Genomic DNA, 26,682 nt, shown 5'->3' on the forward strand with positions numbered 1-26,682 from the left:
TTACGGCAATTTAATTACCTTCACGCTTAATCCACCTTTTGTCTACACTCATACTATAGGAGCGTGGATGTCTATGGAAACAACGAACTACTAGGAACGAAAATCCGCCAATTTCGAAAATTACATGGTATTACACAAGGACAGTCCATTCTTCGTCAGTTAACTCGTATCTTCGTCTCATGTACCTTATTTCACTAAATTTCTATGTGTTGTACAAGTTTGCGTACAGATCCTTATTGATAACAAAGTAGGTTGAGTTTTTTTATGAGCGTGAGAATTTTGAAATTCACAAGCTAATATTAATCAGTAAAGCTGACCCCAGAAAGGATCAGCTTTACTCTAATCACCACTCTGCAAGTAAAAGTACTTTTTTACTTGTGAGTCTTTAGCGTTCGGCCCTTAAAGAGAACGTAGGACAGCTCATGTTTGATAATTTTCTTATTCTCTATTGTTCTCACATAATCTATGTCATATTCGCGAGTTACAATTTCATCCTTATCTATACTGGGTCTTTTGCGATTTCTATTTTCCCCGGCCGTGCTATCGTCAGAAAAAATAAAAGTGGTATTTAAATCTTCAATGCCCTCACTAATCCTTTTCCCAGTAATATTCTTAGCTGTAATGTCCAGATGTATTTTTTCCCCCATGACCAATTTGTACGATAACAACTGAAATGCACTTTCATTATCCACTTGTTCTCTAAAATGATCCAAATCTTCTACATTCTCCATCATAGGCGTCCTCATTAATTCTTTCCCGGAGAGGGAATACAGTTTATTTTGCTGGTCCCATTCCTGGTGTATGTCTAAGTGCTTAGTAAGTACACCTAAAGGGACAAACATCGCATTTTTATAAAGTACAGGGACGGTATCCATCACGGACGTGCTCGAGTCGGTAACAATCTCAGTGGAGTTCATTTTAAACTCAACTTTGTGTGTTCCGAACTTAATTGTGGCCGTATTAGAAGTTGGGTTAAACATAGTCTGCCCCCCCAACAAATCATTAATGGATCTCAAAGGCACCATATAACGATTATTGTGATCAATATAAGGGGCTTTAGGAGCTGTGAACAAGACATAGTAATTGTTAATCTTCAAAAATGGTGAACTTGGAGCTATACTCTGAGCTGACATTTTTCCTGTATAGGGTAGAGAAAAACAAAGTAACAATGCACCTATAAGCATAATTCTGAACAAAATCTTTCCCATAAAAAAAATCCTCCTTAAAAGAGAGGGGCTAGCAGCCCCTCACGGAATTCAATCTAAAAATATATTATCTGTTTCCTCTCCTCCGTGTACGTAATCCACTACAACTTTACTCCGTGGCATAGAACAATAATCATAGGTTTGACTGTTTCGCCAAGGGATATTATCTTCTGAATTTGTACCAATATAGGATGTAGACCAACGAACTCTTCTGATGTAAGAACCATCATTATAGTCTTGTCGATCTTGTATCTGGCCTATACTTGTCGTTCTTTTGATAAGGTTACCATTACCAGTCGCAGTCCAACCTGGGGCCGACTCAACATAGGTTCTAGTTATCTTTTCACCGTCTGCATAACCTGTTAAAGTCAAGGCAATATTACCGTCAGAAGGAACATAAAATTTCATTCGTACTTCCTGATCAGGATCAAAGCGTGGCTTAAAAGTATAAGGGTTCTTTTCACCTTCAATGAGCATGAAAGGAGCCCAGTCATTATATTTTGTACTATGCTGTAAACCAACATCAACCGCCATATTGGTGTTACTCCAACCACCCATATAGATAAATCCAGTACTTCCATTATAACCACTATTATTATCACGAATCTCTCTAGCAGTTGGTAAATGAACTACTGTACTAGCCCATGCAAACCCTATATGTGACCATACCGAACGATAAGGCCCGTTTCTATGATCTCGACATTCAGGGAAGCTTGCGGAGTTAGTGCTAAAATCCATTGGTGTTACGGAGTGATTTCCCATACACGCCGGTTTAGGCTGTAATACGGGTAAAGTATATAAATCCCCCGTCGAATCTTTATACCTATTACTTTTATACGTAGTGTCAGTAACGGAAGTGAGAGACATATTATCTTTGTACGTAATGTCAGTTATGGATGTAAGGGATGAATCCGAGTTCTTATACGTAACCAGACTCACAGGTTCCAGGGGGATGACTTCCTGTCTTAAACTTTCCTTGTTAACCAGCACTTTGCCCGTTTCGTCTATGTATGTAACGTTTCCTCTGTCATCGGGGTCCAGCGAGTTGATGATGTCGCTCAAAATAGCATTATCTGAACTAGTCATCGACGGATTGATTAACTGTTCATTTTGGAGTGAAACTGCACCTGCTGAACAAGTTAGCGATAACGAAAGCATGCCTACAACAACACACGTACATAAACTCTTGACCTTCAAAATCCATTCATCTCCCTTAAATTTTTTGTCTTTACAATTTCATAAAAAAACACTATGATCCTTTTTTTGGAATTTCTCACGCAAATCTATTATGCGAAAAGATATATATTAAATCAAGATTTTATTATATTTACCACTAATCCTACAAAATTGAATAATTGAGAGTCAGTGTAGCGATAACAGTCAATAAAAAGGGTAATAATGATTTTTTTCTTCCTTTTTAGAATTATATTTTTACTACGTAACTCTCTATATACATTCTGCTCAGGGTCTGTACGCAAACTGTACAACACATAGAAATTCAGTAAAACAAGACCTATATGACGTAAATACGAGTTAACTTACGAAGAAATGGACTCTTCTTTGCCCCCAACTGGAAAAAATAAGGTGTACGCCCGCTTATAGGCTGCGTCACATGCTGAATACCGTACTCTAGGTCGCTCGAACCGGAGCGCCATGGCGAGATTTACCGGACTATTATGTGCCCAATGGCTTTTCGTCTACAGCTTTTTCTGGCGCTAGCAAATATCAGAGATAAATTTTTGAAACATGTTGCCATAGAGCCTGATTGGGATCAAATCATGATTGATTTCACCATTGTCCGCGTCCACCAACATGGAGCGGGCGCAAAAGGGAGCAAGACAAGCAAGTCATAGGACGCTCCCGCAGGGGTTAACGACCCAAATTCATGCTGTCGTGGACGCTTAGGCTTTTTATTCCAAGCAAACGCAATTGACGGGTGAAACGCTCTTAGGATCCAGAAACCTATAAAGAGCGACACTTGATTGAATGTTTTTCAACAAAGTGAAGAACTATCTACGTCTGGCCACACGCTATGAAAAAACAGCGAACATGTTTAAGGCTTTTTTGACTTTGCGCACGGTTAATAAGTAAAAAAGTACCTAATCTTTTTTGTGGTTTAAGGAATCATCTGGTTTACATTATGCTGTACTTCTTCAAGTAATTTTTCATATTCCTCCCGTTGTACGTTCGTAGAATGATCTTTATACTTTTCAAATAATAATGTAATAGACTTGATATAGTAGGCTTTATCATTCAGTTGAGAAGATGCTTTGAAGCTTTTCAACATAGCATCCATGGCTTTCAAATAAGCTCCATTATTGAAATAATAGCGACTAAGTTCAAGAAAAAAACGAGAATAGGTGATCAGATTATAATTCGTATGATAATAAGAAATATTGGTATTTAATTCTTTGAATTTATCAACTTTTTCAGCAAAGAGAATTAAGATTTCATCTATTGGATAATTGTAGGCATTAGCTGACTCAACAATAGTCAATAACCCGTGTAATATCTCTTGTGGATTATTCCTAAGAAGCTCAACATAGGCTGGTAAACTTTCCATTTTCCCCATTAGAATTTCCAGACTTAACTTGTTTGCTTTCGCCCACATTTTAAACTTTTCTGCCTCTATCCTCCCTATATCGTCCAGCCCTTCAAAACCAGTTAAATCTGCGTAATAAGGAATAAAATCCAGGGCCTTTTGATATGACCCTTGTTTCTCGTAGGCATTTCCTTTCAATAAAAAGGATTGACCATAATACACGATTAGACGCCTTTCTGTGTTTAGTGGCTTAACTTCACGACTCTTCAATTTTTCTCTGACCTGCTGTTGATAGATATTCGTAGCTAGTACTCTTAGTTCCTCAGCATACTGTATAACCGTCTCACAATCATCAAGTTGAAAATAGGCATTAGCCAATTTTAATAATGCATCTAATTGGTAATTATCGGGAAGGTTTCTTCGAAACGGAGCAAACTTTATAGCTGCTTGACGATTATTATCCAAGTCAGTATTCAGAGAGTTACAAAACAATCTGTATTGACTAATAGCCAACCGCTCAGCGTGGTAATATCTTTCGTTCTCTATTACACACTCGTAAAAAGGGACAGCTTCGTTTTCCTTCCCACCTTCATGCAGTTCTTCTGCAAACTCAAATACCGTCGACACATAGGACAAGTCCTCCGTTAGTCTCGACAATACCCTTTGAATACACTCCTTCCTCCCCAACTCTACACAACGCAATAAAAAAGGTTTGATCCGTTTCCAGTGCCCTTTCCCCTCGTGAAAGCATTCATCTATGTACAGCTCATACAGCCAGCCTTCTGGATATCCTAATGCCTTAGTAATCAAGTCCATCTGCCGAACGGAGATTGGCTTGGGTGGGTTACTGTTCAGCATGGTGCTAAATGTACCACGATTAATACCTGATATTTTACTAATGTATATCCTCTTTGCTTTAGTTCGGTCTCTATCGTCGAGCGGATCGTAGGTGTATGTTCCATTTCAATCCCCCTCAATATAGTTGCAGATGTATCGTAAGTCATACTTAACATGTGTTTTCGGTCGTAAGAACTTCATTTCATTACAAAATAATTAAAATAGTGAAATATATGGTCTATAAAGTCATTTTATTTTATGATGCCTTAGAAGGAAGCCTTTTTTTTACGAATTCCGTGATAATTGAAAGCTGAATGAGATACATCTGGAGAACGATTAAAAGCAAACTTCAAGTTTTTTTATTTGAATGTCACAAATGCATATCTTTTTCAGTTATATAGGCAGAAGGGAGGGACGTTAATGGAAAAACTAAATACAGATACTCAAAACGCAGATATCAATCTTGTCATAGAGCAGGTCCAAGCAGGCGACAAGCAAGCATACACACATATCATACGGCGCTATCAACAACAGATCTTTTTATACTGCTACTATTTACTTAAAAATCGGGAAGAAGCGGAAGATGCTGCTCAAGAAATATTCATTAGAGGGCTAGAACATATACATCATTTTGTACCTACCGTCTCTTTTTCAGCTTGGCTTTATAAAATCGCTCAAAACCACTGTACTGACTTATTAAAAAGAAAGGCTAGAACATTCAAATCCTTCATTCAGTACAAACTGAACCTAAAGCAACAGCCAATATACGAATATACAAATTTAATCCACGAGTTACTGGATCAGCTAACATTAAAAGATCGCCAGATTTTATTATTACGTTCGCTTGAGGATTACAACTACGAAGAGATTGCTACAATTATGGGGCTAAAATCGTCCACGATCCGAAAAAGATATGAGCGACTCCGTAAAAAGCTAATCAACTACAATGAAAAGGGAGGAAAACAAATTGAGCACTCATTTAAACCCGGAAGATAAAGAAATTGAGCACTTACAAAAGCTTATTCGGAACACCCCTTTCCAAGTGGATTTAATTGATAGAACTATGGAACGCTATAATACAATGAAAACAAGACACTATAAACGCTCTAACTCCCGTTCGAAAAGGGTTCGCAATACCTTTCTCGGAACCTCCGCTGCACTTGTAGTAGCGTTTGCACTTGTCGTTAGTACTGGATTTATTTCACCAACAATGGCTGCTTCCTTGAAACAAATCCCAGGTATTGATTCTATATTCCAGCTTGCTGGTGATCTTGGTTTACAAACAGCAGACGAAAAAGGGCTAGTATCAAAGCCAAATCTTAGTGATACTCACGATGGACTGACTCTCAGCGTACCAGAGGTCATGTTTGATGGAACACGTGTATCCATTGCCTTAGAACGACAAACCACTGACAAAAGATTTTTAAACACTGAATTACCCTTATTACTTGATGACTTAATATTTTTTATTAATGGAAAAGAAATCAACTCTTCTTATGCGCCTGCAAACACTACTAACTCTATTGACCCATATATGATACCTGGAAAAAATAAAAACTCAACAATTATACAGTTTTCAGATTTACGCAACCAAGGGGGCAAATCTTTCCCAGATAAGTTTGATTTATCAATTTCTATGCCTGTCTCTGGTATCAAGCAGCCCTTCAAAATAGAAATTCCAGTGGAAAAAAACACAAAAAATAACCTGACTTTTACGCCATCTCTTAAACGAAAGTACCAAAACATCGACTATACTCTGGAAAAGATTGAGCTCACGCCGATTACAACCAGCATCACAACTCGCATAAAGCTACCTGACAATTTAAAAATTTCTTCGTCACTTCCTTTTTTGAGTTATGAAATTTATGATGACAAAGGAAAGCAACTAAATTTTATAAGCAACAACGGTTGGAGTGCTACGGATGGAAACGTTCTGATAAATGATTCACGTTTTGAACCTTTCACCTCTCCCCCCAAAGCAATTACTATAAAGGTCTACAAAAATATCTTTAACAAGGATGATAAGAGTAAATTTGAACTAGACAAAGATGGAAATCCGAAAATTGAGTATTTCCCTGATCTGGAGATTACTTACCCAATTAATCCATAAAAATAAGTAAGTGAAGGAAGTGAAGCGTACTTCACCTCCTTCACTGCATATAAATACTATCTTTCAACCTTAAAAGTATAAACTCCAAGTTTGTCTCCATTAGATTTAAAGGCTTCAACCTGAGCTGAACCATAGCCAATCATCTTAGCCTTATTTCCATGAAGTTCGACAACATCACTTCCATACAAAATCATCCAGTTAGAACCATCCATTTTATACGTGCTACCTATGCCTAATTTAAGTGGGGGAGTATCTTGCTTTGTAATAGGTGCCTTTTCTCCGTTAGCAGGACTAAAGGTTACGGTTACTGTGGCTGGAGCTCCAACAGATATTGTTGAACTTCCTGGTGAAGCCGAGGCTACTCCCCCTAAAGATAAAGCTAACGCGGAAATTGATAGTGCTAAGATCGCTCTTTTCATTTGTCATTTCTCCTCTTTAAGTATTTTTACTGATTAAACATTAGACTTCCAAGCAATTGTAGACAGTAGACATTATCAAAATACGAGTTATTTCATTTTTTTCATCTCCTTCCTTCTAATTAATTCCATTCTAATTCTTGATGTGTTACAAAAAGAATAGAAATAAACATATCATTTCATTTTTTACAAAATAATCAATAAAAGACCAATCTCGAAGATTAGTCTAATCTGATTGCATATGATCTTGAAGAGTCTCAATCGAAATTGGAGGCTTAAACCAATTTCTCTGCTGGGATAATGAAAGATAACTGAGTGTATCTCCTTGTCCTTTTAATATTCTTCCACGTCTGTAATGGTAAATGGCAAGCTGATACATGTAACAATAATAATAGGTCAATTGTTTAACATCATTAGATTCCTGTAAGCTCTTTATTTGCTCAGAATACTTATCAATAATATAGTCTACATCAAAATCATATTTATTAGCGGTCTCAAGTATAGTTACAAGTCCAGAATTTATTTCTTCAGGGTGATTTTCAAGGAAAGTTATATACGCCGGAAGTATATCTCTCTTGCCTAAGAGTAAATCTAGAGTGTAAGAGTTGGCTTTAGCCCACACACGGAATTGCTCCACATCTGCTTCGCCTTCTGAATCAAGTCCTTTAAACCAACTTAGATCTGCATAGCCTTCAAGTTCTGCCCTCGCCTCCTTAATGAGTCCCTTCTTTTGCAACGCTGTTGAAACAGAAAGGAAGCCGTATCCATAGTAAAATACCAAATGTCTCTCTGCACGCAACCATGTAATTGTTCTTCTGCTTTCCTTTCTTATTTGCTGATTCCTATAGATTACATAAGCTAGATTCTTTAGTTCATGGCCGTATTTTTCTACCTCATCCCATTTATGTAAATAAAAATATATATTTGTGATTTTATGAATCGCCTCCAACTGATAACGCTCAGGAAGCAAATTACGATAAGGTATAAATTCCAATACTAATTCAAGGCTCTTTTCCAAATCAGACATTGTAGATGCTTTAAACCTTTTGTATTGGCTTATAGCCAACCGCTCCGAATAACGATATTTTTCATTTTCGATCACACACTCGTAAAAAGGGATAGATTCTTTTTCTTTGCCTGCTACGTGTAGTTCTTCTGCAAGCTCAAATATCGTCTGCACATAGGATAAGTCCTCAGTCAGTCTCCACAATACCTTTTGAATACAGTCTTCTCTCCCTAACTCTACACAACGTAATAAAAAAGGTTTAATACGCTTCCAATGCCCTTTTCCTTGGTAAAAGCATTCATCTATGTACAGCTCATACAGCCAACCCTCAGGATATCCTAATGCCTTGGTAATCAGATCCATCTGCCGAACCGAGATAGGCTTAGGTGGGTTACTATTTAGCATGGTACTGAATGTTCCACGGTTTATCCCAGAGATTTTACTGAAACTGCTAAATGTATAGCCTCTCTGCTTTAGTTCGGTCTCTATTTTCGAGCGGATCGTAGGTGAATATCTCATTCCAATCCTCCTCTTAACTAAAAATATATATTATTCGTCTTTTCTAACATTATGAGGTAATTTTAGCTCGTGATTTCTTTAACCTGAATATAATAATCAAACATACTTATCCTTCATCATCCATTTTAAAGTTATAGAGGTTCTGTACAAAAAAAGAGCAGATAGGATACAAATCCCCTGCTCTTATCAGCAATGTTATTTATATAAGTTTAAACTGGAAGAGTTCCCCATCGGCGCAAAAAAATTGGTTGATTGCACATGTTGTCGCATATCGAACATTTGTCTTAATTAGCTGTCGGTTCGGTTCCCCACACAAGCACGCCGTTATGATACAAGGTAGCTTTCGCATGGTCGGCATATGAGGTTTGCGTACCTTTATACGAATAATCATCACTTTCGTTGTAGTTTGACCAGTCTGTTTTATGAATACGGGTTTGAATTTCGCCCGTGCTTCCTCCAGGAGCTAACACGCCTGCATCCGAGTTAAAGCTGACTTCCAAATAATAATCGGCACCAGTTGCAGCTTTCTCCATTTTAACCAGCTTACCATTCAACTTCGAGCAGCCCAGCATCGCATAGTCGCAGTTGAATGTCTGCTCACGGTCACCGTCAACCGTGTAGTAGTAGCGAATTTTCAACTCGTTGAGCGGTATGGAGGTTGTGCCTTGGTTTACAATTTGGAAGTGCGGATTCAGATGATTGTCGTTCACCTTGGTATCCGCTGTGCGATACTGGAGCAGCAGTCCCGTTGTCGGCTGCTGTGTATCCGCTTTTGGCGCTGCGCTAGCGGTATTCGACAGCGTCTGGCCCGCATCGTTCTTCGCTACGACTTGGTAGTAGTACGTCGTGTCCGCCGTTACGGCTGTGTCGGTGTAGCTGCTGCCGTATACATCGCTCGCCACAGTGGCGAACGCGCCGTTTTCAGCCGTCGAACGCTTCACTTCATAGCTTTTTGCATTCGCAGATGCTGTCCAGCTTAGCGATACTTTTGCCTTTTCGCCCGCGGCGTTTAGCGTGAAGCTGCCTGGTACGGACGGCTGCTCGGTGATGCCATACGTTTTTAAGTTCGTTGGAAGCTCATCCAGCGTAATGACGTTCGGATGATTATACACTTTTTTCAGATGCTCAAGACTGTTTTGTTTGCCGTCTCTCAGAAAATCCCCATACCATGTAGCAAACCAGCTCCAATGGGCTTGATACGCCTTCATCAGATCAGGGTCCGGAATCGGTCCATTTTCGCTCATGGCAACTAGCTTTTTGTCCTTGCCCAGTGCAACAAGGTCTTCGTATTTTGCAATTTGCGGGCTGTAATCCCCTGCTTGCGGATAAGAGTCAAAGCTCAAAATATCCACAACCTCATCTCCCGGATACCAGTCCAGAGCAACAGAATTCCATACCCATATCAGATTGTTCAATTTGTGCACATTCGTCAAACGATCATGCATCAAAATATACAATTTTATAACAGGCTCAGGACCTTTGGCGCCCCACCAAAACCATTTGCCTTCCGCTTCGTGCAAAGGACGGAACAGGACAGGAACCTTCGCATCCTGGAGCTTCTTCAATTGCGCTGCAATCACATCGATGTCGCGAATAAGCAATTTATAATCCTCGGACTCCGGATGATTCATCGCATATTCTACATCGAATGTGGTCGAATCAGCATAAAAGCCTCTCCACCATTCTTTTCCCTGCGTATCGATCAGGCCTTTTGGCGCGTTCCAGTGCCATGCAAAGGTAACGATGCCTCCTTGCTTATCCCATGCAATCGCCTTTTCCGCCTCAGTGGAACTAAGACCGTGTTCCGCTCTGCTTGGCGAATAATCGATCAGGTCAAGCGCTGCAATCGCCGGCTTTTTACCTACATTGGCTTGAAGCCAGTCAATCTCGTTCATTTCCTCTTGTCCAGAGAGCATATTCTTCCCGTATTGATCAACCAGATAGTTCATCAATGCTTTGGCTTCTACGGTCGCATTCGGATCGGTGAGTGTTTTGGTTACCGCATGCGGTGGGCGATCAGCAGCAGGCTCCAGCCTGACGTAGTCGATATCGTACCAGCCCCAGCCTGTTTCAAAACCGATTGTATTCGCGCCTGCATTTAATAGAACCTTGCCTCCGGAAGTTTCTTTGAAATCTGCTGTTTTCTCCAGCAACAGTTCGCCAAACGCTTTGCCGTTTAAGGAGAAATTCGTACGTTTGTCATCATGAGGAGAACGATAGCCGATTGTAAGATTGTACAAACCTGCCGTTGGAGCCTGAATCGTCATCGTCAGAGAATCTCCTGCATTGTGGAAATTCGTTACATAACCAGTGCCAGAGTAGCCGGTTCCGCTGGATTCCACAATGGTTCCCTTCAGTATGCCGTCTTCGGCTTCATAGCGAACTGGACCGTTTACAGGCGTATTCGGAACCGCTTTCAAAACATGGGATTCGCTCGTTCCCTTATTTGTTTTGGCAGTTACTTTGTAATAGTATGGAGTGCCGTTCGTTAGGTTAGTATCCGTATAAGACGTTTCATTCAAATTGGATGCTACAGCAGTAAAAGGACCGTTTTCATCCGCTGCTCGCTGTACACTGTAGCCCACAACTTCGCTGGAAGCGTCCCAAGACAAATGGACTTTCCCATCGCCAGCCTCTGCCTTCAGCTTAAAGCTATCAGGATTTTCCACTGGTGGCACAGACGTATCTTTGCCAGCAGTCAGCACAATATGATAAGCCGTCAAAGGCGGTACGGTATAAGTAAAACGGTTGCCTGAAATTTGTGTAATCGGTTCTGCTTCTTTAATTTGTGGGCTATTTTTATCGAAGCCCCATACTTTACCGGAGCCGTAAGTCGTCTCGCCAGAAAGATCAAATTGGGCGTCGAATGCGCTGTCCATGCTTTTGTTCATGACCACGAGGTGCAGTTCCTTGTCGGATGCATTCGCTATGGAAGCATGCACGGAGCTGTTAACAATATCCGACGTTTGCGCACTAACACTCGTATCACCGAAAGTAGCGTTTTTTCCGTCATAATTGCGATAAAGCTTGTAAGCAGCACTAACGTAGTTGTTCGCACTATCTTTTAACTTCCAGTAGTTTGCCATATAAACATCGTTTTTTCCGAAGATGCCCAGCACATCGGCCATCGCAATCCCGCCGGAAATATCATTTTCACCGCCATAGCTATACTCGGTCATTGCCAGCTTGGTTCCTGGATAATACTTATCCACCGACTGCTTCAACCGAGGCAGTATAGGCAAAAACTCGCTGTTCCACTGGGCGATCCAGCTATCTTCCTTATAGGTCGGGTCCCACAAAGTACGAGGTGCCTGCATTCTGGCTTGCTTCGTTTCATCATTGCCTACCTCATTCGTAACTCGTATGCCTCCGCCCATCGCCTCGGGATACCAGTGTACATCAAAGGCATCCAGCAATCTCTTGCCTTCGGCTTTTGAACTGAGGCGCATTTGATCCAGATAATAGTCCACAAACCAGCTATAGTTGCCTTTTACAGAGTCCCAATCAGGTGCAGTTTGCAGATCTTTATAGGCGCCAAAACCGTAAAGAACTGGCCCAAAAATCTCCGCTCCCGCATCAACTGCTTTCACAGCTTTGGATAAGCTTACGGACCGGTCTACCAGCTCTTTCGCCCCGACCTTTTCACCATGAATGCGTGGATGTGTATGCGACCAGAGAGCGGGTTCATTGTCGAGCGCATATCCTTTCACACCTGTCTTTGTTGAAGCAGCTCCGTACTTTTTCACTAAAAAATTAACGAACTCATCTACATACACCCGATTGTCATTCAGATCAGGCTGTAGCTGGAACGGTGCATTTTTAGCGTTTACGACCTGATTCCAACGAGCGGACGGAGCCTTTTCGCTTTCCTGCACACTGCCGTTTCCATCCTTGGCCACATAACCGGCCATTGGCAATGTAACTAAAGAATAAGCGCCAAGCTTCAGCGATTGATCATGAAACGAAGTCGTCACCGCTCCCGGCTTTTCGCATTCGGCTTGTGTCAGGCCACCATTACTACATAAATAGTTATCGCTGGATTGCTGCCAGTCACTTCCTGCATTGGACATATTGTTTTCCCAGTTGTATCCGGTCATTCGATTGCCACCAAGCCGTCTGGCAGCCATATGTTCATCGCCCGCCAAATCCTGATTCGTACCGTATATATAAGGACTAATTGGCTTACGATCCTTGGATGTATCTACTTTAATGGTGATAGTCTTTGCCGTTTGACCGTGAACTACAGCTGGAGCCGGTAAAGCCCCTCCTGCTATCATCGTGCATGCCATGACGACAGGCAGCCACTTGGAACGTTTGAACAAAATACTCCTGCTATTTTTCGCCTTCATGCCGTTTTCCTCCTTTACATTTGAAAAAGAGCAGCACCCATTCGAGTACCGCTTCCTCAGGCTTTTAGGCTCCTGATTCCAAACGAGTTGATTGTTCTGGTACAGCGTCACCTTACTCTAAACCATAAATTCATTTTTTATAGATACGTGCTTACATTCCTCCCATCGAAGCAGCAAGTATCCGATTGATTATACGCTCCTTTCCGTCCGAAATTCAGAATTGCTCGGATCTTCAAAGGTTGTAATACGGCCGTGCTATACGGTTCTACCGACCAAATCATCATATCGAACTATTTATGGGACGCAATGTCCATATCCATAAAATATTCTATATATCCATATAGCAGAACATAACTAGAGTTGACTTATTAAATAACTTTATAGCGTGAGTATTAAAAAAAGCCCCTTAGCTAAGGGACTTTTTATTTTGCGATAAGTACGCTATTCAATCGCAATAGCTTTTTTTCTTTTTCCTACCGTACTTTGTCCTTTTGAATAAGCTCGTAGTAGATCCGTGCAGACTCAGCATCTCCAGTGGATAAGATGTATTCTGCTAAAGGTGCGCACAACTTTTGGAGATAGAAGGAGTACAGCAGTTCAGCCGTGTCAAAATGAATGTGCAGCACGCGTTTCATCAGTTCTTCGAATTTGTTATAATCCAGTTCTTCCGGGCTAATATCAAACGGGTATTCTGGAAAGGTTTGTTTTTGAATCTCAACAAATTGCTCTTTAAGTTTTGGTTGATTGCCTGATCGTGCAGCCGAAAAATTCATCATAAAAAAAGATACAAAATCTGTCTCACGGTCGCTTAACCCATAATACTCACACCAGCGCATGAACATCAGCGGTTTTACCATATATAAATCTCCTTTAACAAAAGTTCAGATTTATTATGAATCCTACAAAAATCTAACAGGTTCCAACTTATGTAATATATAGGTTAAGCCCCATTTTAAAAGATGATTCCTTAAAACAATTTTGCTATTTAACATATCCATTCTCTTATATTTCCATAAAAGTAGACAACAAAAAAGACCGTTTCAACATCTTAATGATGCTGACCTAGTCTTCTCATAATCATATGCATATGGATATTCGTATCTATTCTAATCTCCTACATAGCTGAAGGCTCACAGGCTGCAAGTGAACACATAGGCTGGCGGAACATTATAGTTTACCTTTTTAATCTGGATATCTGCAAAAAAAGTACGGAAGAAATTGTGCTTAACCTTGCTGTACTGGAACGTAATAAACTTGCCCTCCTGGCCTAACACCTCAGCCGTTTGTCCCAAAATGAGACTGGATAACGCAGCGGGTAAGCTGGTAAAAGGTAGCCCCGATACGATATAATCCACTTTCGAGACGTGGTACTGTTTCATATACCGTGCGACATGCTCGGCTGAACCATGAATAATGTGTACCTTCTCCAGATGTCCATATTTGCTTTGTAACGTTTTGTAAAACGATTCGTTAGCCTCTATCACTAACAGTAGCGTTTCTGGACGCTTGTTCAAAATCAGCTCTTGCGTAAACACACCCGTCCCGGCCCCATATTCAATAATACACGAGGCTTTGTCAAAGTAAATCGGTGTGGCAATTTGCTTGGCCAGCTGTCTTGAGCTGGGTATAACAGCGCCTACGCTGCGTGGGTGCCTGATGTACTCTCGAATAAAGTGAATCGCGTTCATCTTTTCCTCTCCCTGCTTGATACACATGATAGGCACTCGGTTCATCAAAGGTTCCCATTACATATTCATTGTATACCGATCAGAATATTGATTTCAAGCAGGCTACTGTTGCCATATACAAAAGAGGGTAGTCATATTCGATTCTAATCAAATTATGACTACCCTCTTGGTGCGATATCTATGAATCCATAGTGTCCAAATGCGTACCCTCTGTCTTGGAGGCCTGTCCCGCCTTACGTCGTCGTGCACCTATGTGCATGGCCACAATTCGGTAGATGGAGGCCGGCTGTATGGACACGGCCCAGCCTGCGTCTTCATCCGGCGCAAGCACAACCCCCAGTTGGTGGTGATCACCATCGTACATGCCTCGCTGTACAAACTTGCTCTCACCTTGCAAATTGCGTACCTCCAGCTTGCAAAAAGCAGAATTGACCCGCAGTGCCTGGTGCAGCTCGGCACGGCTGTTCACCACCATGCCATTCACCCGGTAAATGGCTTCGCCCGGCAGGATGCCCATGGCTGTCGCCGGACTATCTGGCAGCACAGCGAGCACACGCATCCCTTGCTCTGGATGTACAAACATCGGGCTAAGACGGCTTTCCTCTATATTGCCGTACCAGATCAGCGCCTCATGAGCCAGGAAGGAGAATAACGCTGCCAGCAAGATCAGCGGACTCCACCAGGCTGCCAACAGGCTTAGCAAAAGCAAAGCCACACTGTACAGGAGCAAACGGTTCGAAGTGAGTGCTGCCTTCTGTCGTGGCAACTGGCCGAGCGTCACACTGCTAAAGCCCATCAGGACCGGCAGCGCTGCTAGCATATACCCCGTTCCGGCAGCGCCACCGAACAAAGGTGTCCAGGGAAGCGTGAAGCCTCCCTGGGCAGGTACCAACAACAGCAACGGAATAGGCCAGAGGTCTTCCATACGATAGCCGCCAACCAATCGTCCCCGTTTGCCCTCAACAAACAGTGGAGTGGCTGCCTTTCCTCCTTGCCAGCGAACCAACAGCGCTTCAGCCACATGCAGCACAGCAACGAGCACTAAGAGTGCTGGAATATCCAATCCACGGATGGCTGCTACCGCTGTCCCGAGCGCTCCCCCAGGTTGCCAGCCACTGGCTACGTTTAGAAAAAACTGAACTACACCTAGCAGACCTGCCGAATAAGCAAGACATAGGTAACGGACGCGTACCAACATGAGCAATAATGTGGCTATCCACAGGCACACGATGGAAGTCGAGGTCAGATGCACGCTGACGAACATTCCCAGAGCGGATATTGCTACCCCAGCAAGCAAGCCACTCCATATGACACGCCAGGTCTCAGCAGCCCAGCTATGCATTCTAGTATGAAATAGCTTGCGCTCCAGCAGCATTTGCCGACGATATCCAAGCGCGACAATGAGTATCGAGATATAGTAAAACGGCTGCAAAAGCAGGTACAAGCAAGCATTCAAGACGCTCCATCCCCATTGTAATGCCCATTCCAAGTCCATTCACACTCCTTATGCCCCTGGTCCGCTGTATAGCGGAGCACGTACATTTCATATCCATTTATTCTATATGAAATTGCCAACGTAGGGAAGACAAACCGACAGACTGCAAATAAATCCCAATAAAAAAGGGGACTGTTTCCAGCCCCCTTGTGTAGCCTCTCTATTATTTCGCTACGTTTGCCTTCATTTCCTTCCGAATCTCTTCAATCCCCTGCTTGAGCTGATTGTCATTTTTCGGATCACGAATTTTTTCAATCAGCTTGGCTTCCATCGCTGCTGCTGTCTTCGCGTCAATGATGCCGTTAGCCGTCAGCTTCGCCTCTTTTTGAAAAGCCATAACAGAGCTTTCAGTCACTTTGTCAAAATAGCCATCCTCGCGACCTGGTTTGTAGCCCAAGCCTTGCAGAATGATTTGTGCATTTTTGACATCACTGCTATTCATATTGTATTTCAAGGACTTTTCCTTGTTCAGCGGTGCGGCCGTAAAGTATTCAGGCTGTTCCACCGCGATATCCGGCTTAATCCCTTTTTTATGAATCCATGTTCCATTTGGCGTCAGCCATTTGGCAATCGTGATTTTGAGTAGGCTGCCATCACCCATTTGCTTGTCATAGCTGGTTTGTACAGTGCCTTTACCAAAGGAGTTTTCCCCGATCAACACTGCACCAGCGGATTGCTGGAGAGCACCTGCCAGAATTTCGGACGCACTGGCGCTACCTTTATTCATGAGCAAAGTCACTGGGTAATTTTTGCGCGAACCTTTGGATTTCTCTTCCTCACGCTTCTGATTTTTATCTTCAACTTGTACGATTGTTTTGCCGGAAGGTACAAATTGCTCTGCAATATTAATAACGACAGAAAGGACTCCACCCGGGTTATTGCGCACGTCAATGACGAGTCCTTTAAGCCCTTGTTTTTCCAGCTTCGCTAACTCTTCCTTGAATCGTTCTGCCGTATTTAAGGAGAACTGGGTGATCGTAATAACGCCTACGCCACCTTTTTCCATATGAGCCGTTACAGTTTCCATATCAATATTGTCACGGGTAATCGTGTATTCAAGTGGATCAGGAGAGCCGTTACGCTGAATTTTAACTTTGGCCTGACTGCCCTTCGGTCCACGAATTTTGGAAACAGCCTTGTTCAGATCCAATCCGTCCAGGGTTTCACCGTTAACAGACAATATAATATCCTTAGCGCGTAGTCCCGCCTTCTCAGCTGGAGAGCCTTTGATTGGTGTGACTACGACTACTTTTCCGTTCTCAGCCGCAACTTCGGCCCCAATCCCAGTAAAAGAGCCTTCTATGGATTGCTCGAACTGCTGTGCCGTTTCTTTACCCATATAAGAGGAATACGGATCGCCAAGCGACTCCATCATACCATTGATCGCGCCATCCACCAGCTTGGTGCGATCCACATCCTGATAATACTGTCCCTGAATTAAGTCCATCGCTGTCTCAATTTTGCGGATATCACTTCTGGAGGAGGAACCACTCCCTGTCACACTCGCCAGCAGTCCTTCGCCCAAAGCACTATTCCCTACTGTAGTCGTTCCAGTATAAGCAAAAGTGAGCAGACTGCCGCCAAGCAGCCCGATCACCATCAAGAGTACCGCTGTACTTTTTTTCAACATCTAATCGTCCACCGCCTTCTCTTTATCTTGTATCCTATTTTCTCACAACGCATCCATTCACGAAGTATACGTCTAGCTTGTACGGAATATGTTAATTGTATCCTACTCCGTGTCTCAATGCACATGTTCCTTATTGGATATGATCCATTACAGCAAAACCCTATCTGCAACCGCATAGGTTACAAATAGGGCTTACCATATCTGTTATAGATAATTCATCGGATTTACAGGTTTATTATTCTCGCGTACTTCAAAATGACAGTGAGGTCCTGTAGAATTCCCCGTCGAACCCACTTCCGCAATTTTTTGACCGCGTTTTACGGTTTGCCCCGTATGAACCACTGTACCACCATTGCGAATATGTCCGTACAGGGTCCATAATCCATCTCCGTGGTCAATGACAACCGTATTCCCATATCCGCTCCACCATTCAGCAACGATGACTACACCGTCTTCAGCTGCATGAATATCGGTTCCCTGCGGAGCCGCCAGGTCAATGCCTGTGTGGCCTTTAAGCTTGCCGGTGATCGGATGTACCCGCATGCCAAAAGTAGATGAGAGCCGGTAATGGGCTACAGGCGTAGCCAATGTCCCCGATCCGCCTGTATACGAGCTGGCGGCGGCATGGCTGGAATTCGAGGCGGCACCTGAGGATGAAGATGCATAACGCTTGGCTGCAGCAGCACGTGCAGCTGCTCTAGCGCGGGCAGCTTTGGCAGCTTGCTCGGCTCTCAGCTTGTTCTTCTCCTGCACCAGTCCCACACGTTTGTTCGCGAGCGCTACTAACATATCGTTTTGCTCTTCACTGATTTCATCCGATTCAGCAATATCATGATCGTAGCCAGCAATCAGTCTTTGCTTCTCTTTTTCTTTTGAATTCAATTGAGCTTTGGCGTCTTGCTTAAGCGCATACAGCTTCTTGGCATTTTTATATTCCGTATCAAGTTGTTTCTTTTTGCTTACGACCAGAGCCTTGTCCTTTTTATGCTCGTCCAACAGAATTTGGTCCTGCTCCACGATCGTTTTCAGAGAATCCACCCGGCTGAGAAAATCACTGAAGCTGGCCGAAGACATAAGCACGTCCATATAAGAGACAGTTCCATCTGTATACATGAGACGCACACGAGTTTCCAGCATTTTTTCCCGCGATTTGATGCGATCAATGGCTTCGGCTAAATCTTTTTTAGTCGCACGCAGGTTATCTTCCGTTTGATCGATCTGAACCGCTACACGAGTCAACTGATCACTGACGCTGTTAATTTGAGCGAGTACCGTTTTCAGGTTTTGTACGGTTTTATTTTTATAATGCTGAGCATACTGTTTATCTTGAGCAGCCTTTTGCTGTTGTTGCTTCGCAGATTTGGCTTGCTTTTCTAATTGGTTTAGTTGCGAATTGATTTCACTCATGCTTTTGGCATATCCGTCAGAAGGCTGGATTAGCAATGCAGCCACCAACGTGGCAGCCAACACAGATCCTATTTTTTTCAACTTGCACTCCCCATCCTTTATCGCAAAATAACACCGGGCTTCCCCGTTCTATTGAATCAATCACGACGTTCCACCAAATGCTTCTTAGACTTTCAAGAACTTGCGCATGGACAGGGTACTGCCAATAATGCCGACCAGCATCCCCAAAATAATCAGCAATGCACTCAGCTGAATCCAAATGCCTTCAAGCGGCATCAGCTTCAACATATTGAGAGCGATATCTCCCTGAACGGCTGTCAGCAAACGCTGATAACCTGTAAATAAAATTCCTACAGTAATAAGAGAACCAATAAGACCAATAAGCGCGCCTTCGATAAAAAACGGCCATCGTATAAAGAAGTTGGTCGCACCGACCAGCTTCATAATGCTGATTTCTCTGCGTCGTGCCAATATCGTGACTCGAATCGTATTCGAGATTAAGAACATAGACATGATCGCCAGTCCGGCGACGAATATAAAACCAACATTGCGAATCAGCTTGGTAATGGTAAAGAGCGTCTCAACAGTGCCTTTTCCGTAACGAACCTTTAAGATCGGTTTCTCAGGATGCACTGTATTCAGCTTTTCAATCTTCTCAGCCACAAATGGAACTGTCGTTGGTTCAATCACTTCTACCACGATTTTGTCCGGTAGTGGATTGCTGTCCTTGTCAAAACCCTCCAGCAGATCCTTACCGCTGTCTCCCAAATCTTTGCGCAGCTCCTCCAAGCCTTGAGCTTTCGTCACAAAGGTCGTTTTGCTGATTTCCGGCATTGCCGCGATTTCCTTTTGCAGCGTTTCACGCATGCTTTGATCGACATTGAGTTCCAGGAACACGTTCACTTCCACCTGGCTATCTGCTTGATCAGCCAAGGAGTTGACGTTAAGCACCAGCATGATAAACACGCCGAGTATGAGCAGTGACACAATAATTGAGGTGATGGATGCTACGGACATCCAGCCATTGCGGAATATGTTTTTGAAACCTTCCCGCATATGACGCAAGAAGGTATTAAAAGTCATATCCATACTCCCCTCTTACCTGGTCTCTTACGATGTTGCCATTTTCGATGGCGATGACGCGTTTACGCATGGAGTTCACGATGTCCTTATTGTGTGTCGCCATCACAATGGTCGTGCCCCGAAAATTAATTTCATCGAGCAACTGCATGATCTCCCACGATGTTTCGGGGTCCAGATTACCCGTTGGTTCATCGGCAATGATAACCGAGGGGTTATTCACGATCGCCCGTGCAATCGCTACACGCTGTTGCTCCCCACCGGATAGCTGGGCAGGCTCACGATGCATTTTCTCTTTCAAGCCAACCAATTCGAGCACTTCCGGAACCCGCTTGCGGATCAGCTTCTTGGGAGCCTCTATAACTTCCATCGCAAAAGCCACGTTCTCATAGGCTGTCAAACGCGGCAAAAGTCGGAAATCCTGAAAAATGACTCCGATGTTGCGACGAACATAGGGGATTTTGCGCTGCTTGAGCTTTCCGATATTAAAACCATTGACCGAAATTTGCCCCTTGGTCGGTACTTCTTCTCTATAAATAAGCTTCATAAAAGTCGATTTCCCCGCTCCAGACGGGCCGACTACGTATACAAATTCATTACGGTCAATTCTAACCGATACTCCTTGAAGTGCGTGGGTCCCGTTCGTATAGGTCTTCCACACATCCTGCATTTCAATCACTCGATCACTTCCCGCTGCTTAATCATATTACGCATAACCTAATATCCATTCGACATATTCCATGCATTTCCTTTAAAAACTTCTGTATTTCATCATACCGTTTATCATTGTAACAAATTTGTTACCTAAATAGTACCGAAAGTTTTCTGCTTTTGGCACATATATATGAATATTGTGGCACACGAATACGCTATCAAGCTTATCAGACAGGAGACATCTGCATTATGAAAAAAATTCATTTATCTGTCATCTGGTTATGGTCTGGGATTCTGGCGCTGGCAATACTGTGGGGAGGACTTCATCTGTACGCCGACAGACAAACCCTGCCAGCGGGAGTGAAGGTTGGAGGCGTCAACGTAGGAGGCATGGATAAAACAATGGCTCTCCAGTTAGTGGAGAAAAAACTGGATGAATTGAAGCAGCGTCCTCTGCTCCTCACGGACAGTGACAGCAGTGCACAGGATATAAAGCTAACACTCGGGGAAGCAGGGATTGACTATAAAGCGGATGCCTTCCGGAATGTGGTAAAGGCACTCGGCGCAGGGCATGTATGGACTCGTGTGCAGACACGTTTTAGCTTCGAGAAGGAATGGCCTATCACACCTTTCCGGCAAGAGAAATTTTTAAAATCGAAGTTTGGAGCGGATTGGGAGGAGCAGCGATACGGCATGCCTATCAATGCAGTGCGCCAGATCGATGCAAACGATCAGGTTCGGTATATTCCGGGGCGCTCTGCAAGGCGTCTGGATTGGCCCAAACTGGACGTTGCAGTGAACAAGGCACTCCCCAGGGATTTTACGGCTTCCGAAAAGCCGATCCGAGTGGAATTGCCGTTCTACCAACTGGAACCGAAAATTACGGTCGACAGTCTGCGCAGTGAAGGCATTGAGCGAAAAATCACCCAGTTTTCCACCAGTCTTGGTAGCAGCTCGGAAGGGCGTGTGTATAACGTAAATTCGGCGGCAAGCGCCGTCGATGGTACGATTCTCAAACCGGGTGACATATTCGACTACGGCCAAGTGATTGCCAAGGCTGAACGTACTCATGGCTTTCGCGAGGCTCCAGTGATCGTCAACGGACGGTTGGAGTCCGGCATTGGCGGTGGAATTTGCCAGGTGTCCAGCACAGTCTATAATGCAGCGCTGCGAGTCGGCCTGGACATTGTCGAGCGCCGCAACCATTCCTTGCCAGTCAGCTACCTGCCCAAAGGTCAGGATGCGACTTTTGCTACAGGGTCTATTAATTTTCGTTTTAGAAATAATACCGGTAAACATTTACTCCTGCGTGCTGCGGTTCAAAATCGAACGCTGACTGTTAAAATTTTTGGTACATTTCCATCGAATATTTCGTATGAACTTGAATCTCACACCGTTCGTGTACTCCCTATACCAGTAAAAAGAATACGTGATGACTCACTATCCCCTGGCTTCTTTCAGGTCATTCGACAGGGCAAAGAAGGATATGTGGTAGAAACATTCCGAGTAAAAAAGGTAAATGGGAAAACTGTCGAGCGCACCCGGATCAGCCGCGATACGTACCGAGCGCAGCAACGCATTATAGCTAGTTACGGTGGGAGCACATCGTCTGACCCACAAACACACGAACCGGAGAAACCTATCGTGGAAGACGGCATAAGCGAATAAACGAAAAAATCCCCCTTTACTACTGACTGGATTGGTTCCAGCCAGAGTGAAGGGGGATTTGTCGTGCTATATTACTCGCTGCGTTTACTCAAAACCGAGATTTCTACAGGCTCACTTTCATGGCCGTCTGTATCTTTAGCTTTAATCACCAGTCTAACTGTCGCTTTTTGAGTTTGCACACTGATGCTAAATGTGCCGTCATCTTTGGCTACTGCACTGCCGATAGGCAGATCGTTGGAATAGGCAGTTACTGTGGAACCAGCTTTAGCTGTCCCTGTAATCATACCTTCACCATCGTACACATCGTTGACTTTCAGTGTACTTGAAGTAGCACCCACGGCTGTGGCTGTAGTGTTGTCCGCAGTCGTAGTTGTGTTTGTGTTGGTAGTTGTGTTTGTGTTGGTGCTTGTCTCTGTTGTTGTAGCGTTGTCCGTAGCAGTCGTAGTCGTACTATCTGTGCTTGTGCTAGTGCTAGTACTAGTGCTGCTACCTCCTGTTTCAGTTCCAGAAGTTGTGGACGTGTTACCATAAGTGGAATCTGTCACGTTACTGTATGTGGAATCTGTTACCGTTCCACCAGGAGTCGTCGTCAGATTATCGACAGGGCTCAGGTTGTAACCGGATGCAGCATCCAGAATAGCAACCGCCTCTGCACGAGTCAGTGGCTTCAGTGGCTGGAATTTACCATCCGGATAACCGTTGATGATTTTTTGCTCCGCAGCTGCCGCTACACTTTTCTTCGCCCAGGATCCGATTTTGTCGGAGTCAATGAATTTAGTAACATCTGCTGCATTACCCGCAGTCAGCCCAATAGCTTTGCCAATAATCGCAGCTGCTTCCTGACGTGTTACCTTACCATTTGGTTTGAGCTTGTTACCTGCATAGCCGCTTATGTAACCTGCATTCACGGCATTTGTCAGTTCGTTGTATGCCCAGTGGGATGCCGGAACATCTGTGAACGTTCTGCTTCCATTACCGTTGACTTTCACACTGCCTCCATACGTTGCGTCTGTCACCACTGGAGTCTCCTGCGTGAACGTTCCCAAGCTGCGGTTCAAAAGCACGATAAATTCTGCGCGTGTGATCGCTGCATCCGGTTTTACCGCTCCGCTCAATTGCCCTGTAGCTGACCAGCGTTGCACCTGATCTCCTGCCCAATGGCCGCTTGTAGTTTGAGGAGCAGCTGCCGCTGCGCTGAATGCGCTAAGAATAAGACCTGTACTCAGTACACCTGTAATTGTGGTTCTTAACTTTTTCCCCATGCTATAAATTCCTCCCTCAGATTGGATTCATCAATCTTTTTTTAAACACTTTACCAGAAATCAAACCCAAATAGCCCCTAAATTAAAAAAATCGTCCCATATAACCATACCCCCTCCTAATGTAGGATAAATAAGAAACGGGACTTAATACCTAGCCATTCACTTGGATATGTATATTTGGACAGGTCACAGTATACTGAATGAGTAATCAGTTGTAAGCAGAAACAGGTCAATGAGATCACATAACCCTAGGAAAAGAGGTTTTTTTATGGCTCTTATTCAATGTCAGTTTTATTCGGAAGTTCTTGGTCTAAGCACATCTATGAATGTCATTCTTCCGCAGGCAACTCGTTCACAGATTGGAATGGAGGGCAAGCAGGGAACAGGGCCACACCCGACCCTGTATTTACTGCACGGTCTGTCGGACGATGATTCAACCTGGCTGCGCCGAACCTCCATTGAACGCTACGTTGCCTCTATGGGCCTTGCCGTCGTCATGCCTCAGGTGCATCGGAGTTTCTATACGAATATGGAGCAAGGGGCGGCTTATTGGACCTTTATCAGTGAAGAATTGCCAGCTTTGGCCCGTTCATTCTTTCCGCTGTCCGACAAGCGTGAAGACAATTTCGTAGCCGGGCTTTCTATGGGTGGATATGGGGCTTTCAAACTGGCACTTCAGCATCCTGACCGCTTTGCAGCCGCTGCCAGTCTGTCGGGCGTCATGGATTTACACGCATCCCGCACCGATCCTATGCAAAATGCTATGAGTCCAGCGGAATGGCTTAACATTTTTGGGCCAGATGAAATACGTGGAACGGATCACGACTTACTGGAGCTGCTACAACGTCATGCCACCGCGGGGACCTCACTCCCCCGACTCTACCAATGCTGCGGTACAGAGGACTTTTTATATAAAGGAAATCAGACTTTTCGTGAAACATGCAACTCTCTTGGAGTTCCGCTGACCTATGAAGAAGGTCCTGGAGCTCATGAATGGGGATATTGGGACGCGAAAATTCAGGATGTACTGGCGTGGCTACCGCTTAAAGGGCACTAATCAGGCAAAAAAATCCCCGTAGCCTTTCTCACCGCATCAAGCGAAGGGAATGGGCTTCGGGGATTGTTGTTATGCACATCAGGGATTTGTCGTCGTCTCCGTCGATGGAGATCCTTTAGTTGTAGTTAATGATTTAGGCAGCACTTTATACAGGCGCCACTCGCCATTAAACTCACGTTCAAGCTGAACCCATGGGGCCCCATGTTCATATAAATTCGGATATACCATATTGATCTTACTCAGTGGCATGCCTGACATAATCTTAGGTACAAGGATATAGTCTACATGATTGTCCTGCGGATAACTTAATGCCTTATTGAACGAATAATCACTGGTGATCAGAAAGCGTTTGGGATATTGGCTGTAGACGATCATCGTATAGGCTGAAGCCGAATCAGTCATAATGGTCGACTTTGGCAGATGCTGGTCCAGCCAGACGGCAATCTTACGATCTGATTCCTGTCTTACATAGTTCACATTCCCCGTACGTGTGAGAAAGCTGTTCTCATCCGGAGCAATATCCGGGCGAGTCAACGCATAGGACAGTAATCCAGCAGTAAGTAGCAGACTGACAGACACTAGACCAAAGGCTGCCCTCCGCCATCGTCCCTGTAGCTGGCTCAACTCATATGGCAACCAGGCCACAGTAATTGGGAATACGTACATAAAATAACGAAACCAACCATACGAGGATTGCTTCATCATAAGTAAAAATTGCAAGCCCGGTACAGATAGGAACAGTAATAAAATAATCAAGGTACCCCACCGGAATAAGCGTCCACTCAACAGACGAATGAACAGAATAGCAAACAACGGCACAGAATACCAGATGGTTTTGGAAGCAATAAACTTCAAGGCTACCAGCGGATTGGAAAAAATCTCCACAAATTTATCATCATTGAGCAATTCTGCCGATTGGGCTGTGTTCGAATACTCTGAATTCAAGAAATAAAGAGCATTTCCCATGATGAGATAGTTAAAGAAAATCCACAACAACCCGGAAAAGACCACAGGGAGTAGAAGCAGTAACCAGGTTGCCTCGACTTTATGCAGCTTTTCCCGCCAGACCAGTTCGCGTCTACCCAAGTTGCGATGAAGAAATAAGGTCGCCAAGACCACGCCTACAGCCATGGCCACGCCTAGAGGTACCGCTTCATAGCGAGTCCAGAACGCCATGGCAAGCGCTAATCCAGAAACAATCAGACTTGCCGTCATACGATCCTTGAGCCATAGGGCAAATTCAATGACCGTCATCATAATAAAATATATGTATAACGAATCGCTCAAACCGTTGGCACCAAACAGTAGAACAAACGGATTCAGTGCATACAGCAATGCCAACAGCAAGCTCATCCTGGAGCTAAGCCCTGTTCGGACACCCGCCCGATATAGCAGCATTGCGGTCAAAGCAGCAAAGGTAGCACTCAGAATAACAGCAGCCAATCCATAGGAGGCTAATGCCGGAAAAATCGGATACAGCACTAGAATCACCATTTCCAGCAGACTGGGTAGTGGATTCCAGATAAATCCGATGGCACCCAGATGTGGATCGCGGCTATACAGCACATAAAATGCGTTAGCTACCCGACTGAGCGCGTCTGTGTGCATATATCCCAGAACATAGCTGAAATAGATACCCGCAGATAGCTCCAATGCAAGTATAAACACAAACAGACCGATACCCATCCATCTGCTTGCAGACCATTTGCGAAAGGACATTCCTCTCGTTCCCCCTCAAACTTGTTGCGGTGGTGCAG

At 43.8% G+C, this 26,682-nt stretch carries 18 protein-coding genes and 2 pseudogenes; 5 read left to right on the forward strand and 15 right to left on the reverse strand.

All coding sequences use genetic code 11. The features are described 5' to 3' along the window. Positions 1-371: 371 nt before the first annotated feature. Positions 372-1,208, reverse strand: coding sequence for a copper amine oxidase N-terminal domain-containing protein (locus tag FKV70_RS07290; protein WP_142612334.1), 837 nt, complete (start codon positions 1,206-1,208; stop codon positions 372-374). A 48-nt stretch (positions 1,209-1,256) separates the two neighbouring features. Then, the gene (locus FKV70_RS07295; protein ID WP_142612336.1) at positions 1,257-2,402 is read right to left on the reverse strand and encodes a YrpD family protein; all 1,146 of its coding nucleotides are present in this window, start codon (positions 2,400-2,402) and stop codon (positions 1,257-1,259) included. A 584-nt stretch (positions 2,403-2,986) separates the two neighbouring features. Here FKV70_RS07295 and FKV70_RS27090 point away from each other — a divergent pair. Beyond that, positions 2,987-3,107 (forward strand): annotated as a pseudogene (locus tag FKV70_RS27090) (IS5/IS1182 family transposase); the annotation flags it as partial. A 214-nt stretch (positions 3,108-3,321) separates the two neighbouring features. On the opposite strand, the pseudogene FKV70_RS07300 reads toward FKV70_RS27090, so the two are convergent. Continuing rightward, a pseudogene (locus tag FKV70_RS07300) lies at positions 3,322-4,709 on the reverse strand (DNA-binding protein). A gap of 295 nt (positions 4,710-5,004) precedes the next feature. Here FKV70_RS07300 and FKV70_RS07305 point away from each other — a divergent pair. Together FKV70_RS07305 and FKV70_RS07310 are read left to right on the forward strand one after the other, a co-directional pair. Continuing rightward, complete coding sequence (locus FKV70_RS07305) at positions 5,005-5,580, forward strand: RNA polymerase sigma factor (RefSeq protein ID WP_142612338.1); 576 nt, start codon at positions 5,005-5,007, stop codon at positions 5,578-5,580. Then, entirely contained in the window at positions 5,552-6,694 is a 1,143-nt protein-coding gene (locus tag FKV70_RS07310; RefSeq protein ID WP_142612340.1) for a DUF4179 domain-containing protein, read from the forward strand. The genes FKV70_RS07305 and FKV70_RS07310 overlap by 29 nt, the downstream gene beginning before the upstream one ends. Before the next feature lie 56 nt (positions 6,695-6,750). On the opposite strand, the gene FKV70_RS07315 is transcribed toward FKV70_RS07310, so the two are convergent. The 10 genes from FKV70_RS07315 to ftsE all read right to left on the reverse strand — a co-directional run bounded on the left by FKV70_RS07315 (position 6,751) and on the right by ftsE (position 20,963). After that, complete coding sequence (locus FKV70_RS07315; protein ID WP_142612342.1) at positions 6,751-7,113, reverse strand: BLB8/JUQZ-1 family protein; 363 nt, start codon at positions 7,111-7,113, stop codon at positions 6,751-6,753. A 223-nt stretch (positions 7,114-7,336) separates the two neighbouring features. Continuing rightward, positions 7,337-8,635, reverse strand: coding sequence for a helix-turn-helix domain-containing protein (locus FKV70_RS07320; protein WP_142612344.1), 1,299 nt, complete (start codon positions 8,633-8,635; stop codon positions 7,337-7,339). Between the two features lie 284 nt (positions 8,636-8,919). After that, positions 8,920-12,984, reverse strand: a complete 4,065-nt coding sequence (locus FKV70_RS07325) for a glycosyl hydrolase (RefSeq protein WP_142612346.1) — start codon at positions 12,982-12,984, stop codon at positions 8,920-8,922. 473 nt (positions 12,985-13,457) lie between these two features. After that, positions 13,458-13,841 carry a hypothetical protein gene (locus tag FKV70_RS07330; RefSeq protein ID WP_142612348.1) on the reverse strand — a complete coding sequence of 128 codons (384 nt, stop codon included), beginning with the start codon at positions 13,839-13,841 and terminating at the stop codon, positions 13,458-13,460. Between the two features lie 273 nt (positions 13,842-14,114). Then, positions 14,115-14,672, reverse strand: coding sequence for a class I SAM-dependent methyltransferase (locus FKV70_RS07335; protein WP_063212319.1), 558 nt, complete (start codon positions 14,670-14,672; stop codon positions 14,115-14,117). 178 nt (positions 14,673-14,850) lie between these two features. Then, complete coding sequence (locus FKV70_RS07340) at positions 14,851-16,167, reverse strand: PDZ domain-containing protein (RefSeq protein ID WP_142612349.1); 1,317 nt, start codon at positions 16,165-16,167, stop codon at positions 14,851-14,853. Between the two features lie 163 nt (positions 16,168-16,330). Further along, positions 16,331-17,797 carry a S41 family peptidase gene (locus tag FKV70_RS07345; RefSeq protein ID WP_064797859.1) on the reverse strand — a complete coding sequence of 489 codons (1,467 nt, stop codon included), beginning with the start codon at positions 17,795-17,797 and terminating at the stop codon, positions 16,331-16,333. A gap of 204 nt (positions 17,798-18,001) precedes the next feature. Continuing rightward, the gene (locus FKV70_RS07350; RefSeq protein WP_142612351.1) at positions 18,002-19,285 is read right to left on the reverse strand and encodes a murein hydrolase activator EnvC family protein; all 1,284 of its coding nucleotides are present in this window, start codon (positions 19,283-19,285) and stop codon (positions 18,002-18,004) included. 84 nt (positions 19,286-19,369) lie between these two features. Next, on the reverse strand, positions 19,370-20,287 hold the full coding sequence (gene ftsX, locus FKV70_RS07355; protein WP_142612353.1) for a permease-like cell division protein FtsX: 918 nt from the start codon (positions 20,285-20,287) through the stop codon (positions 19,370-19,372). Next, positions 20,277-20,963 carry a cell division ATP-binding protein FtsE gene (gene ftsE, locus FKV70_RS07360; RefSeq protein WP_063212314.1) on the reverse strand — a complete coding sequence of 229 codons (687 nt, stop codon included), beginning with the start codon at positions 20,961-20,963 and terminating at the stop codon, positions 20,277-20,279. Before ftsE ends, ftsX begins: the two co-directional genes overlap by 11 nt. Before the next feature lie 224 nt (positions 20,964-21,187). Between ftsE and FKV70_RS07365 the strand changes: the two genes are divergently transcribed. Beyond that, complete coding sequence (locus FKV70_RS07365) at positions 21,188-22,606, forward strand: VanW family protein (RefSeq protein ID WP_142612355.1); 1,419 nt, start codon at positions 21,188-21,190, stop codon at positions 22,604-22,606. 71 nt (positions 22,607-22,677) lie between these two features. Here FKV70_RS07365 and FKV70_RS07370 read toward each other — a convergent pair whose 3' ends face one another. Beyond that, positions 22,678-23,868 carry an S-layer homology domain-containing protein gene (locus tag FKV70_RS07370; protein WP_142612357.1) on the reverse strand — a complete coding sequence of 397 codons (1,191 nt, stop codon included), beginning with the start codon at positions 23,866-23,868 and terminating at the stop codon, positions 22,678-22,680. A gap of 268 nt (positions 23,869-24,136) precedes the next feature. On the opposite strand from FKV70_RS07370, the gene FKV70_RS07375 reads away from it, so the two are divergent. Next, on the forward strand, positions 24,137-24,925 hold the full coding sequence (locus tag FKV70_RS07375; protein WP_064797854.1) for an alpha/beta hydrolase: 789 nt from the start codon (positions 24,137-24,139) through the stop codon (positions 24,923-24,925). Between the two features lie 78 nt (positions 24,926-25,003). On the opposite strand, the gene FKV70_RS07380 is transcribed toward FKV70_RS07375, so the two are convergent. After that, on the reverse strand, positions 25,004-26,644 hold the full coding sequence (locus tag FKV70_RS07380; RefSeq protein ID WP_142612359.1) for a glycosyltransferase family 39 protein: 1,641 nt from the start codon (positions 26,642-26,644) through the stop codon (positions 25,004-25,006). Positions 26,645-26,682 lie beyond the last annotated feature (38 nt).

The sequence above is a fragment of the Paenibacillus ottowii genome (assembly GCF_006874425.1).
GTDB classification, from domain to species: domain Bacteria; phylum Bacillota; class Bacilli; order Paenibacillales; family Paenibacillaceae; genus Paenibacillus; species Paenibacillus ottowii.

Coding starts and splice junctions, on each gene's coding strand:
- FKV70_RS07370 (WP_142612357.1), bottom strand. CDS start 23,868: ATGGGGAAAAAGTTAAGAACCACAATTACAGGTGTACTGAGTACAGGT.
- FKV70_RS07325 (WP_142612346.1), bottom strand. CDS start 12,984: ATGAAGGCGAAAAATAGCAGGAGTATTTTGTTCAAACGTTCCAAGTGG.
- FKV70_RS07380 (WP_142612359.1), bottom strand. CDS start 26,644: ATGTCCTTTCGCAAATGGTCTGCAAGCAGATGGATGGGTATCGGTCTG.
- FKV70_RS07375 (WP_064797854.1), top strand. CDS start 24,137: ATGGCTCTTATTCAATGTCAGTTTTATTCGGAAGTTCTTGGTCTAAGC.
- FKV70_RS07340 (WP_142612349.1), bottom strand. CDS start 16,167: ATGGACTTGGAATGGGCATTACAATGGGGATGGAGCGTCTTGAATGCT.
- FKV70_RS07345 (WP_064797859.1), bottom strand. CDS start 17,797: ATGTTGAAAAAAAGTACAGCGGTACTCTTGATGGTGATCGGGCTGCTT.
- FKV70_RS07335 (WP_063212319.1), bottom strand. CDS start 14,672: ATGAACGCGATTCACTTTATTCGAGAGTACATCAGGCACCCACGCAGC.
- FKV70_RS07305 (WP_142612338.1), top strand. CDS start 5,005: ATGGAAAAACTAAATACAGATACTCAAAACGCAGATATCAATCTTGTC.
- FKV70_RS07320 (WP_142612344.1), bottom strand. CDS start 8,635: ATGAGATATTCACCTACGATCCGCTCGAAAATAGAGACCGAACTAAAG.
- FKV70_RS07290 (WP_142612334.1), bottom strand. CDS start 1,208: ATGGGAAAGATTTTGTTCAGAATTATGCTTATAGGTGCATTGTTACTT.
- ftsX (WP_142612353.1), bottom strand. CDS start 20,287: ATGACTTTTAATACCTTCTTGCGTCATATGCGGGAAGGTTTCAAAAAC.
- FKV70_RS07365 (WP_142612355.1), top strand. CDS start 21,188: ATGAAAAAAATTCATTTATCTGTCATCTGGTTATGGTCTGGGATTCTG.
- FKV70_RS07315 (WP_142612342.1), bottom strand. CDS start 7,113: ATGAAAAGAGCGATCTTAGCACTATCAATTTCCGCGTTAGCTTTATCT.
- FKV70_RS07330 (WP_142612348.1), bottom strand. CDS start 13,841: ATGGTAAAACCGCTGATGTTCATGCGCTGGTGTGAGTATTATGGGTTA.